This is a genomic window from Stenotrophomonas sp. STM01 (assembly GCF_014852135.1).
GTDB classification, from domain to species: domain Bacteria; phylum Pseudomonadota; class Gammaproteobacteria; order Xanthomonadales; family Xanthomonadaceae; genus Stenotrophomonas; species Stenotrophomonas capsici.
Genome location: NZ_JACVBA010000003.1, coordinates 359,704 through 372,459, shown reverse-complemented (window position 1 = coordinate 372,459; position 12,756 = coordinate 359,704). Strand labels below are relative to the sequence as shown.

At 67.6% G+C, this 12,756-nt stretch carries 10 protein-coding genes; 9 read left to right on the top strand and 1 reads right to left on the bottom strand.

The features are described from left to right. Nucleotides 1-3 precede the first annotated feature (3 nt). The 3 genes from IB227_RS15925 to IB227_RS15915 all read left to right on the top strand — a co-directional run bounded on the left by IB227_RS15925 (nt 4) and on the right by IB227_RS15915 (nt 1,994). A complete protein-coding gene (locus IB227_RS15925; RefSeq protein ID WP_192288185.1) occupies nt 4-834 on the top strand; it encodes a DUF4097 family beta strand repeat-containing protein in 831 nt (276 codons plus the stop codon). Nucleotides 835-865: 31 nt separating this feature from the next. After that, a complete protein-coding gene (locus IB227_RS15920) occupies nt 866-1,450 on the top strand; it encodes a DUF2884 family protein (protein WP_192288184.1) in 585 nt (194 codons plus the stop codon). Nucleotides 1,451-1,559: 109 nt separating this feature from the next. Beyond that, entirely contained in the window at nt 1,560-1,994 is a 435-nt protein-coding gene (locus tag IB227_RS15915) for a hypothetical protein (RefSeq protein ID WP_192288183.1), read from the top strand. Nucleotides 1,995-2,144: 150 nt separating this feature from the next. On the opposite strand, the gene IB227_RS15910 is transcribed toward IB227_RS15915, so the two are convergent. Further along, nucleotides 2,145-3,542, bottom strand: coding sequence for a class II fumarate hydratase (locus IB227_RS15910; protein WP_192288182.1), 1,398 nt, complete (start codon nt 3,540-3,542; stop codon nt 2,145-2,147). Nucleotides 3,543-3,806: 264 nt separating this feature from the next. On the opposite strand from IB227_RS15910, the gene purB reads away from it, so the two are divergent. The 6 genes from purB to sucB all read left to right on the top strand — a co-directional run bounded on the left by purB (nt 3,807) and on the right by sucB (nt 12,704). After that, nucleotides 3,807-5,189: an adenylosuccinate lyase gene (purB, locus tag IB227_RS15905; RefSeq protein ID WP_192288181.1), complete on the top strand. Its 1,383-nt coding sequence runs from the start codon at nt 3,807-3,809 to the stop codon at nt 5,187-5,189. Nucleotides 5,190-5,339: 150 nt separating this feature from the next. After that, nucleotides 5,340-5,864, top strand: coding sequence for a DUF3060 domain-containing protein (locus tag IB227_RS15900; RefSeq protein ID WP_192288180.1), 525 nt, complete (start codon nt 5,340-5,342; stop codon nt 5,862-5,864). 206 nt (nt 5,865-6,070) lie between these two features. Further along, nucleotides 6,071-7,546: a cupin domain-containing protein gene (locus IB227_RS15895; protein WP_192288179.1), complete on the top strand. Its 1,476-nt coding sequence runs from the start codon at nt 6,071-6,073 to the stop codon at nt 7,544-7,546. Then, on the top strand, nt 7,543-8,448 hold the full coding sequence (locus tag IB227_RS15890; RefSeq protein ID WP_192288178.1) for a GNAT family N-acetyltransferase: 906 nt from the start codon (nt 7,543-7,545) through the stop codon (nt 8,446-8,448). The genes IB227_RS15895 and IB227_RS15890 overlap by 4 nt, the downstream gene beginning before the upstream one ends. Before the next feature lie 179 nt (nt 8,449-8,627). After that, on the top strand, nt 8,628-11,459 hold the full coding sequence (locus tag IB227_RS15885) for a 2-oxoglutarate dehydrogenase E1 component (RefSeq protein ID WP_192288177.1): 2,832 nt from the start codon (nt 8,628-8,630) through the stop codon (nt 11,457-11,459). A gap of 42 nt (nt 11,460-11,501) precedes the next feature. After that, nucleotides 11,502-12,704 (top strand): dihydrolipoyllysine-residue succinyltransferase, encoded by a 1,203-nt coding sequence (gene sucB, locus IB227_RS15880; RefSeq protein ID WP_192288176.1) that lies wholly within the window; start codon nt 11,502-11,504, stop codon nt 12,702-12,704. The last annotated feature ends 52 nt before the right edge of the window (nt 12,705-12,756 follow it).

Below are 12,756 nucleotides of genomic sequence, written 5' to 3'. Positions count from 1 at the left end.
CAGATGAATATCAAGCCCTTCCTGTTCGCCCTCGCCCTGCTGCCGGCCGGCGCCTTCGCGGCCGAGGAACACTGCAAGTTCTCCGAGCCCAAGGCGCTGGAACTGGAACTCGGCGACGCCAAGGCCGTGGTGTTCGAGGTCAACAGCCACGACCTGCGCCTGGTCGCAAGCCCAGGTGCCAGGGCGGCGGTTTCCGGCCGCGCCTGCGCCTCCACCCAGGACCTGCTGCGCCAGTTGTCGGTCAGCCAGCAGAAGGTCGGCGACAAGCTGGTGGTCCGCCTGGAACGCCAGAGCCAGGGCCTGAACTTCAACTTCAGCGGCAGCACCTACGCTTACCTGGACCTGTCCGGCACCCTGCCGGACACGATCCTGGTGCAGCTGAAGGTCGGCTCGGGCGACGCCTCGCTGACCGGTGCGCATTCGATGAGCGCCGATGTCGGTTCCGGCGACGTGGTCGCCCGCGACATCAAGGGCCTGGCCACCGCCGCGGTGGGCTCCGGTGACATCGAGCTGAGCACCATCAGCGCACTCCACGTCGTCTCCATCGGCTCGGGCGACGTCAAGGTCGACGGCGTGCGTGGCGACGCCCGGGTCGGCAGCATCGGCTCCGGCGACCTGGAACTGCGCAACGTGCAGGGTGCGGTGAGCATCGACAGCGTCGGCTCCGGCGACGTCGACGTGCGCGACGTGCGCGGTGCCGTCAGCGTCGGTTCGCTCGGCTCGGGCGATGTCGAAGTCCGCAACGCCGCCAGCCTGCAGGTGCGTCGTACCGGCAGTGGCTCGGTCAACCACTCCGGCATCGCCGGCACGGTCGACCTGCCCAAGAAGCGCTGATCCCCATTCCCGTCCGCAACGGAAGCCCACCATGAAACTCGTCAATGCCCCCCTGCTCGCCCTGATGCTCGTCCTGCCGCTGGCCGCCTGTGGCGAGCGCCCGCAGGCCAATGCGCCGCAGACCGACACCACGCTCGGCCAGAAGGTCCGCGAAGCCACCAACGAGGCACGCAAGGAACTGGCCCAGGGCAACATCAGCATTGGCAGCGACGGCGCCAAGGTCGAGATCTCGCCCGCCGGCGACCTGCTGATCAACGGCACGGCCGTCGCGCTGAACGACAGCCAGCGCGCGCTGACCCTGCAGTATCGCGAACGGACCATCGCCATCGCCGAGGCTGGCATCGAGATCGGTGTGCAGGGCGCCAACCTGGGCGCGCGCGCGGCCGGCGAAGCCCTGAAGGGCATCTTCAGCGGTGACACCGACAAGATCGAGGAACGCGTCAACGCCGAAGCCGAGAAGCTCAAGGCCAATGCGGCGAAGATCTGCGACCAGATGCCGGCGTTGCTGGCCACGCAGCAGCAGCTGGCGGCAGCGGTGCCGGAGTTCCGGCCCTACGCCAAGATGGACCAGAGCGACATCGACGACTGTCGCGACGGGCACGTCGAACTGCCCTGATCCCGGTGCTGGACGTACCTGCGGGCCGCGCTCCAGGTCGCCACCGGGACAGCGCGGACGGCGGGAGCGGTAGAATGCCGCTTCCGCCGTTCACGTATCTGCTGCTGTCATGAAGAAACTGCTGCTGCTCGCCCTGGTCGCCTTCGCCGTGCTCGCCACCGGCTGCGACCGCGAAAAGTACGCTGCCCATCGGTCCGAGCGCAGCAAACCCAAGACCGAGGTCACCACCGACCGCATCGCGATCCGTCGCGCCCCGTTCCCGAACCTGGACATCCTTCCCGATGGCCAGCTGCGCGTGGACGACATCGAGATCCCGCTCAAGCCCGAGCAGCGCGAACTGCTGCAGACCAGCTTCGTGAAGCTGCAGATCCTGCGCCAGAACACCCTGACCGACGCCGCCAGCAACGGCGCCGCGCCCACTTCGCGCACGGTCCGGATCGATGTACCCGCCAACCAGACGGTGTTCCCGGCCGATCTCGCCGAGCGCGTTCCCGAGTTCAAGGGCTATGCCGAGGCCCTGGCCAACACCCAAGCGGTTCGCTGAGCCGATGCCCGCCGGCGCGCCTCCAGGCGCGAAGCCGGCAATCCTCCCGTCAGTGCCGGCAGCCGCAGCCACCGGCACCCTCGGCTTGGCGGCCGAGGCCGCTCCTACCCGGGTCCCAACGGGTAGAAGCGCCCCCGGAGCACGCCGACCTCAATGGTCGTGGATGCCACCCTGCGTCAGCGCCGCCGGGTCCAGCAGGCGCTTGAGCTCGGCCTCGGACAGGCCGCTGTCCTCCACCGCCACCTCCAGCACCGGCCGCTGTTCCTTGTAGGCGCGCTTGGCGATCGCCGCGGCCTTCTCGTAGCCGATGATCGGGTTCAGCGCGGTCACCAGGATCGGGTTGCGGGCCAGCGCCTCGCGCACCCGCTCCTGCTTGACCACCAACCCGGCGAACACCTTGTCGGCCAGCAGGTTCATCACGCTGGACAGCAACTGGATCGAATCGAGCAGGTTGGCCGCGATCAACGGCAGGGTCACGTTCAACTGGAAGTTGCCGGTCTGCCCGGCCACGGTGATCGCGGTGTGGTGGCCGATCACCTGCGCGGCGGCCATCACCGTCGCTTCCGGGATCACCGGATTGACCTTGCCCGGCATGATCGAACTGCCCGGCTGCAGCGCCGGCAGCTCCACCTCGCCCAGCCCGGCCAGCGGACCGGAGTTCATCCAGCGCAGGTCGTTGGCGATCTTGATCAGGGCCACGGCCAGCGCGTTGAACTGGCCGGACAGCTCGACCGCATCATCCTGGGCGGCCAGGCCTTCGAACTTGTTGTCCGCGCTGTCGAACTTCACCCCGGTGCCGGTACTCAGCACCTTGGCCACCTTGCCACCGAAGCGCGGGTCGGCATTGATGCCGGTGCCGATGGCGGTGCCGCCCAGCGGCAGCCGACGCAGCCGCTTCAGGGCGTCCTCGATGCGGCCCTGCGCCGACGTCAGCTGCGCCGACCAGGCGCCGAACTCCTGGGCGAAGGTCAACGGCATGGCGTCCATCAGGTGCGTGCGACCGGTCTTGACCACCTTGCCCAGCCCACGGCCGCGCTTGTCGATGGTCTTGCGCAGGTGCCGCAACGCCGGCAGCAGGGTCTCCACCGTGGCCAGCTGTGCCGAAACACGGATCGCGGTGGGAATCACGTCATTGGAGCTCTGCCCCAGGTTGACGTGGTCATTGGGGTGTACCGCGGTCTTGCCGGCCTTCCCGCCCTGGTTGGCCAGGGTGGCGATGACCTCGTTGGCGTTCATGTTCGACGAGGTTCCCGAGCCGGTCTGGTACACATCGATCGGGAAATGCGCGTCATGCGCGCCGGCGGCCACGTCCTGCGCGGCCGCCTGGATCGCCTTGCCCACGCCCTTGGGCAGCAGCCCCAGCCCGGTGTTGACCTCGGCCGCGGCCCCCTTGATCAGCCCCAGCGCGCGGATGAATTCACGCGGCATGCGCTGCCCGGACACCGGGAAATTCTGCACCGCCCGCTGCGTCTGGGCGCCCCACAAGGCCTCGGCGGGCACCTGCAGTTCACCCATGCTGTCGTGTTCAACCCTGAAACCCTTGCTCATCGTTCAACTCCGCGTTGCGTGTTCATGGAAGGAAGTCGCAGCTTGCTGATGGCGCGGCGCGCTTGGCTGGCAATGCCTCTACACGATACGCCGACGCGCTGGATACGGCATGCCTGCCCGCCCGCCGGTCGGCAGACCCTGTCCTGCCCGATCACGGCCTTCGGCCCGCGGCCGGGCCGCGTCACCGCGAACACCGGCCCCGCCGTGGCGCCCGCCAGACGGGTAGAATGTGCGCCCCCGCCACTGCCCCAACTGCCCGCCGACATGACGGATACGTCCCGCCCCGAAGCCGCCCTGCTCGCCCTGTCCCCGCTGGACGGCCGTTACGCCAGCAAGGTCGACGCCCTGCGTCCGATCTTCTCCGAGTACGGCCTGATCAAGGCCCGCGTGAAGGTGGAGATCGAATGGCTGCTGGCACTGGCCGCCGAGCCGGGCATCGGCGAACTGGCCGACTTCAGTGCCGCCGCCAAGACGCGCCTGCGCGCCCTGGCCGACGGCTTCTCGGTCGCCAACGCCGCCCGCGTCAAGGAGATCGAGCGCACCACCAACCATGACGTCAAGGCGGTGGAGTACTTCATCAAGGAGCAGCTCAAGGACGACGCCGAGCTGGCCCCGGCGCTGGAGTTCGTGCATTTCGCCTGCACCAGCGAGGACATCAACAACCTGTCCTACGGCGTGATGCTGGAAGAAGCCCGCCGCACCGTGCTGCTGCCGACCCTGACCGGGATCGCCGCCAGCCTGCGCACGCTGGCCCACGCGCAGGCCGGACAGCCGATGCTCTCGCGCACCCACGGCCAGACCGCCTCGCCGACCACGCTGGGCAAGGAAATCGCCAACGTCGTGGCCCGCCTGGAGCGCCAGATCCGCCAGATCGACGCGGTCGAGCTGACCGGCAAGATCAACGGCGCGGTCGGCAACTACAACGCCCACGTCGTGTCCTACCCGGCGGTGGACTGGCCGGCCTTCGCCGAGCGCTTCGTCACCTCGCTGGGCCTGGTGTTCAACCCGTACACCACCCAGATCGAGCCGCACGACAACGTGGCCGAGATCGGCGACGCCGCGCGCCGCGCCAACACCATCCTGATCGACCTGGCCCGCGACATCTGGGGCTACATCTCGCTGGGCTACTTCAAGCAGAAGCTCAAGGAAGGCGAAGTCGGCTCCTCGACCATGCCGCACAAGGTCAACCCGATCGACTTCGAGAACGCCGAAGGCAACTTCGGCATCGCCAACGCGCTGTTCGAGCACTTCAGCGCCAAGCTGCCGATCAGCCGCTGGCAGCGCGACCTCACCGACTCCACCGTGCTGCGCGCGCTGGGCACCGCCTTCGGCCACAGCCAGGTGGCACTGGAGTCGCTGGCCAAGGGCCTGGGCAAGCTGACCGTGAACCCGGAGCGCCTGGATGCCGACCTGGACGCGGCCTGGGAAGTGCTGGCCGAAGCCGTGCAGACGGTGATGCGCCGCCACGGCCTGCCCAACCCGTACGAGCAGCTCAAGGCCCTGACCCGCGGCCACGGCATCACCGCCGATTCGATGCGCGAGTTCATCGAAACGCTGGAACTGCCGGCCGATGCCAAGCAGCGCCTGCGCGAACTGACCCCGGGCGGCTATGTTGGCCTGGCGGCGGACCTGGCCAAGGCGATCTGATCGGCGACCCTGCACGCCCTTCATCCGGCCTGCGGCGACGGCGGAGCGAAAGCTCCGCCGTTTCCTTATGAACGGGCCACAGGCACCGCGTAATAAAATCTTCGCACGGCCTCTGCCAGCATCGGGCAACCCGATGACAGTGGAGTCCCCATGCGGATCAGCCCCTTCCTGCTCGCACCGACCCTGGCCGCGCTCAGCGCCTGCACCCCCGCCCCCCCGGAAGCCGGCACCGCCGCGCCGGCGGCAGCGGCACCATCGCCGACCCCTGCGACGGCCGTTTCCGACACCCTCAACGACCCGGGCAGCGGCGCCGACTGCGCCGGCAAGAACCTACGCATCAGCCGCGACAACACCACGCTGGTCATCAACGGCGAATGCGGCGAGGTCACCATCACCGCCTCCGGCGGCAGCCTCAACTTCGACAAGGCCCGGACCATCGTCCTCGAAGGCAGCCATTACACGGTGCTCAACACCGACGTGGACACGGTGCGGGTGGTGGGCAGCGACAACACGCTCAACCTGACCAATGCCCGCCGCATCAAGGTCAGTGGCAACAACAACATGATCCTGTCCCGCGAAACGGCCGAAGTCCAGTTCAGCGGCAATACCAACACGCTCAACACCGACGCCCAGCCTCAGGTGGACGACCGCGGCAGCGGCAACCGGGTCATCTGACCTGCCCCCGCCCCGTAGCGCGGCGCCATGCTCCGTCGGGGCCTTGCCGGCCACGCCGCCCAGCGTGGTCCAGCACCACTGTCATCCCCGTGGCGATTGATCCAGATCAGCCACCCATCGTGCGGTTTGCCGCCAACAAGGGGACAATAGCCGCGATACGCGCCGCAGGCGCCTGATTCCCGTTTTCCGCTGCAAGGATCTCCCCCATGGCTGCACGCAAGCAAAAGACCTATCCGATCGAAGTCCAGGCCAAGCCCGGCCTGCCGCTGGGCATGGCCCCGGCCACCTTCCTGCGCGACTACTGGCAGAAGCGTCCGCTGCTGATCCGCGCCGCGTTCCCCGACTTTGAAACCCCGGTGATGCCCGAAGACCTGGCCGGCCTGGCCTGCGAGGAAGGCGCGCTGGCCCGCATGATCAGCCACGACCGCGCCACCGACGGCTGGACCGTGCGCACCGGCCCGTTCCAGGAAGAAGATTTCCCCGGCATGCCCGACCACGACTGGACCCTGCTGGTGCAGGACGTGGACAAGTGGGACCCGGATGTCCGTGCCCTGATCGGCTACTTCGATTTCCTGCCGCGCTGGCGCATGGACGACGTGATGATCAGCTTCGCCGCCACCGGCGGCTCGGTCGGCGCCCACGTCGACCAGTACGACGTGTTCCTGCTGCAGGCCTACGGCCACCGCCGCTGGCAGATCGACGCCAGCGAGTCCACCAAGGGCAAGCGTCCGCCGCTGGACTTCCGCCCCGACGTGGAGCTGAAGCTGCTCAAGAAGTTCAAGAAGACCCACGACTGGGTGCTCGGCCCGGGCGACATGCTGTACCTGCCGCCGAACGTGCCGCACAACGGCGTGGCTGAAGACCCCTGCCTGACCTTCTCCTTCGGCATGCGTGCGCCGTCCTCGGCCGAACTCATCAGCGACTACCTGGACGACCTGGTCGCCGGCGCCGATGAGTCCATCCGCCTGCAGGACCCGGACCTGAAGCTGCCCGACGACCCGAACGAGATCGACGAGGCCGCCATGCGCCGCGTCGTCACCGCCCTCAATGCCCTGCGCATGAACGACCCGGACCGCCTGGGCAACTGGTTTGGCCGCTTCATCACCACCTACCGCTCGGCCGGCGACATCCTGCCCTCCCAGGCCCCCAGCTCGGCCGGGGAAGTGGACGCCGAACTCGCCAATGGCGGCGTGCTGGAGCGCCATCCCTGGGCCCGCACCGCGTGGCGACGCGCCACCAAGGGCGCCACCCTGTACATCTCCGGCCAGGCCTGCGCCCTGCCGGTCAAGGATGCCCAGGTGCTGGCCGGCACCGAGCGCCTGGATGCCACCGTCTGGCGCAAGCTGTCGGCCAAGGGCCGCACCACCGTGCTGGAACTGATCGCCGGCGGCTTCTTCCAGCTGCTCGATGCCCAGACCCTGGCCGCCGAGGCCGCGTGGGATGAGCAGGAAGAAGGCTTCGGGGATGAGGCCCTGGCCATCGCCGGGGAAGTGGACGAGGCGCTGGAACTGGACGAGGACGACGCCGATGGCGACGCCCCGGAAGTCGAGATCGAGGTGTTCGAGTACACCGAAGCAGGCGAAGGCGAGCCGGCCTCGGCCAACATCGGCACCGTCCAGGTCAACGACGAGGGGGTGGAGGTCGTGGTGATCTACGACGACGAGGACGCCCCACAGGCATGACCCCAGGCAGCGGCTTCAGCGTCCAGCCCGCCGACTACGCCGTGCAGCGCGACCAGCTGCACGGCGTCCGCCATGCCGTGTTCGTCAACGAACAGCGGGTACCGGCGGAACTGGAAGTCGATGCGCTTGACCCGCTCAGCCACCATGTGCTGGCACTGGATGCCGACGGCCGGGCCATTGGTGCCGGCCGCCTGACCCCGGAACGCCGCATCGGCCGCATGGCGGTCCTGCCCGGCTGGCGCAGCCAGGGCGTCGGTGACGCCCTGCTGGCCGCCTTGGTCGGCCAGGCCAGGGCGCTGGGCTGGGGCGAGGTCAGCCTGCACGCCCAGCTGCCGGCCCGCGATTTCTATGCCCGCAATGGCTTCCTGCCCGAAGGCCCGACCTTCCAGGAAGCCGGCATCGAACACCAGACCATGCGCCAGCGTCTGGACGGCGCCCTACGCGTGAGCGACCGTGAGCAAGCCCTCGCCGCCACCGCCACGGTGATCCACCGCGCCCGTCGCGGCCTGTACCTGCACCTGCGCTGTGCCGACGACCTGTTCGGCGAGCCGCTCGTGCTCGGTGCCCTGCGCCGCTTCGCCGCCGCCCGGCATGACAAGCAGATGCAGGTCCTGGCCGAGGAGGCCGACCTGGTCGCCCTGCCCGCCGCGGTGCTCGGCCTGTTCCAGCGCCTGCCCAGCGTGTTCGTCGTGCGTACCCCGGTGGACCCCACCGACGTCCAGGTGGCCAGCGGCCGTCTCGGCAACGACATCGGCGACTGCTACTTTCGTCCAATGGGCGTCCTTCTGGAGGGCGAACTCACGCTGGCGGCCCATCCCCGGATCCGCGCGCCGGACGAGCAGTTCCAGCGCATCTGGCAGCGTTCACGCGACTGCAACGCACTTCGCGTACTTGGGATTTGACGATATCCGCACAACGGGACAAGCACTGACCAGGTATTAATCCCCGGGACAGTGTGCATGCCCCTTCCTGTCCTGTGAGGGGTATAATTCAGCGGTTAGAACACGCCCGCGCGGAGCGCTGCAGCCAGGCTCCGCCGGTTTCCCCAGAATTACCCCACAAGCGAATCCGACCCTCCATCGTGGACAATCTACTGAAGCAGTTTGCGCAGTCATCGCAACTCGCCGGCGGCAACGCCTCCTATGTCGAGGACCTGTACGAGCAGTACCTCGTCTCCCCGGACAGTGTGGACCCCAAGTGGAAGTCCTACTTCGACGGCTTCAAGGGCCGCGAAGCTGGTGATGTCCCGCACTCTGCCGCCATCGCCCACATCACCGAAGCCGCCAAGAACGCGTTCAACGCAGGCTTCTCCGCTGGCGAAGGCGACGAGCGCGAGCGCAACGTCGGCCGCCTGATCACCGCCTACCGTTCGCGGGGCCACCTCGGCGCCAACCTTGATCCGCTGGGCCTGACCCCGCCGACCAACCCGCCGGACCTCAGCCTGCCGTTCCACAACCTCAGCGATGCCGACCTCAACGACGAGTTCAGCACCGGTGGCGTGGGCGGCCAGCCGCGCATGAAGCTGCGTGACCTGCTGGCACGCCTGAAGGCGACCTACACCGGCTCCATCGGCGCCGAGTTCATGTACATCGCCGAAGTCGAGCAGCGCCAGTGGCTGTACAAGCGCCTGGAGCAGGCCGGCGGCAACTACAACCTCGATGCCGACACCAAGCGCCGCACGCTCGAGCGCCTGACCGCCGCCGAGGGCCTGGAACGCTACCTGCACACCAAGTACGTCGGCCAGAAGCGCTTCTCGCTGGAAGGCGGCGACTCGCTGATCCCGATGATGGACACCATCATCCGCGACGCCGGCAAGGAAGGCGTCAAGGACGTGGTGATCGGCATGGCCCACCGCGGCCGCCTCAACGTGCTGGTCAACACCCTCGGCAAGAACCCGCGCAAGCTGTTCGACGAATTCGAAGGCAAGTTCGAGCACGACGATCGTGCCGTCGCCGGCGACGTGAAGTACCACATGGGCTTCTCGGCCGACGTCGCCAGCGATGGCGGCCCGGTCCACCTGGCCCTGGCCTTCAACCCGTCGCACCTGGAGATCGCCGACCCGGTGGTCGCCGGTTCGGTGCGTTCGCGCCAGGAACGCCGCAACGACACCGCGCGCAAGCAGGTGATGCCGATCCTGATCCACGGCGACGCCGCATTCGCCGGCCAGGGCGTGGTGATGGAGCTGTTCCAGATGTCGCAAGCCCGCGGTTTCACCGTCGGCGGCACCGTGCACATCGTCATCAACAACCAGGTGGGTTTCACCACCTCCAACCGCGACGACTCGCGCTCGACCCTGTACTGCACCGACATCGCCAAGATGGTCGCTGCCCCGGTCCTGCACGTGAACGGCGACGACCCGGAAGCGGTGGTGTTCGCCGCCAAGCTGGCCTATGACTTCCGCCAGCAGTTCCACAAGGACGTCGTGATCGACCTGGTCTGCTACCGCCGCTGGGGCCACAACGAGGCCGACGAGCCGGCGATCACCCAGCCGCTGATGTACCAGGTGATCCGCAAGCACAAGACCACCCGCGAGCTCTACGCCGAGCAGCTGGAAGCCGCCGGCGTGATCGCCGCCGGCGCCGGCAAGGAAATGGTCGACGCCTACCGCAACAAGCTGGATTCGGGCGAAGTCACCACCGAGCTGGCCGTGGTCGAGAAGACCCCGACCACCAGCAAGATGTACGTGGACTGGCCGCGCTACCTGTCCGGCAAGCTGTCCGACCCGGTCAGCACCCAGGTCGAGATGGGCAAGCTGACCCAGCTGGCCACGATGATCAACACCGTCCCGGACGGCGTGGAGCTGCACTCGCGCGTGGCCAAGGTGTACGACGACCGTCGCAAGATGGCCGCCGGCGAGATCCCGGGCGACTGGGGCTTTGCCGAGAACCTCGCCTACGCCACCCTGCTGGACGAAGGCAACAGCCTGCGCCTGGTCGGCCAGGACGTGGGCCGCGGCACCTTCACCCACCGCCACGCGATCCTGCACGACCAGAAGACCGACAACTACTACCTGCCGCTGCGCCAGCTGGTCCAGTCGCCGGAGCAGGCCACCATCATCGACTCGCTGCTCAGCGAAGAAGCCGTGATGGCATTCGAGTACGGCTTCTCCACCACCGATCCCAACACCCTGTGCATCTGGGAAGGCCAGTTCGGTGACTTCGCCAACGGTGCGCAGGTCGTGATCGACCAGTTCATCGCCTCCGGCGAAGCCAAGTGGGGCCGCATCTCCGGCCTGACCCTGCTGCTGCCGCACGGTTACGAAGGCCAGGGCCCGGAACACAGCTCGGCGCGCCTGGAGCGCTTCCTGCAGCTGTGCGCGCTGGAGAACATGCTGGTCTGCGTGCCGTCCACCCCGGCCCAGGCGTTCCACATGCTGCGTCGCCAGATGCGCATGGACACCCGCAAGCCGCTGATCGTCATGTCGCCCAAGTCGCTGCTGCGCCACAAGCTGGCCGTCTCGACCCTGGACGAACTGGCCAACGGCGAGTTCCAGCACCTGATCAGCGACACCACCGCCAAGGACATCAACAAGGTCAAGCGCGTGGTGCTGTGCTCGGGCAAGGTCTACTACGACCTGCTGGAGGACGTGACCAAGCGTGGTCAGGAAGACGTCGCCCTGGTCCGCGTGGAGCAGCTCTATCCGTTCCCGCGCCCGGCGCTGGTCGCCGAGCTGAAGAAGTACGGCAAGGCCGACGTGGTGTGGTGCCAGGAAGAGCCGATGAACCAGGGTGCCTGGTACCAGATCAAGCACCACCTGCAGGCATGCCTGGCCGATGGCCAGTCGCTGCATTACGCAGGCCGTCCGCGTTCGCCGTCGCCGGCTGTGGGCCACATGTCCGACCACCTGCGCGAACTGTCGCAGTTGCTGGCCGACGCACTGGTCAACACCTTCAACGACAACTACGCCGAATAAGCCCCTTTTTCCACAAGAAAACGAAACCAGGAAAACAGCCACATGGCCACCGAAGTCAAAGTACCGGTACTGCCCGAATCCGTCTCCGACGCCACCATCGCCAGCTGGCACAAGAAGGCGGGTGAAGCGGTCAAGCGTGATGAGAACCTGCTCGACCTGGAAACCGACAAGGTCGTGCTGGAAGTGCCGGCACCGGTTGATGGCGTGCTGAAGGAAATCAAGTTCAAGGAAGGCGACACCGTCACCTCGAACCAGATCCTGGCCATCATCGAGGAAGGCGCGGTTGCCGCCGCTGCTCCGGCTGCGGCCGAAGCACCGAAGGCTGCCGCTCCGGCTGCGGCGGCCGCTGCTCCGGCCGCAGCCGCCGCCACGGCACCGGCTGCCAAGTCGGCCGCCGACGGCCTGCCCCCGGGCGCCCGCTTCTCGGCCATCACCGAAGGCGTGAACCCGGCTGACGTGTCCGGCACCGGCCGCCACGGCGCCGTGACCAAGGAAGACATCGTCAACTTCGCCCGCAACGGCGGCGTCGGCAAGGCCGGCGGCGCACGTCCGGAAGAACGCGTGCCGATGACCCGCATGCGCAAGCGCATCGCCGAGCGCCTGATGCAGTCGAAGAACTCGACCGCCATGCTGACCACCTTCAACGAGGTCAACCTGTCCAAGGTGTCGGCCGCGCGCAAGGAACTGCAGGAAGAGTTCGTCAAGGCCCACGGCATCAAGCTGGGCTTCATGAGCTTCTTCGTGAAGGCCGCCGCCAACGCGCTGCAGCGCTTCCCGCTGGTCAATGCCTCCATCGATGGTGACGACATCATCTATCACGGCTACTCGGACATCTCCATCGCCGTGTCGACCGACAAGGGCCTGGTGACCCCGGTGCTGCGCAACGTCGAGCGCATGTCCTTCGCCGACATCGAGAAGGCGATCGCCGACTACGCCAAGAAGGCCCGCGACGGCAAGCTGTCGCTGGAAGAACTGCAGGGCGGCACCTTCACCGTCACCAACGGCGGCACCTTCGGCTCGCTGATGTCGACCCCGATCGTCAACCCGCCGCAGAGCGCCATCCTGGGCATGCACGCCATCAAGGACCGTCCGATCGCCGAGAACGGCCAGGTCGTGATCGCGCCGATGATGTACCTGGCCATGTCCTATGACCACCGCATCATCGACGGCAAGGACTCGGTGCAGTTCCTGGTGGACATCAAGAACCAGCTGGAAAACCCGGGCCGCATGCTGTTCGGCCTGTAACAGGCCTGTAGCCCCTCTCCCTCCGGGAGAGGGGTTGGGGGCGCCAAGCAGC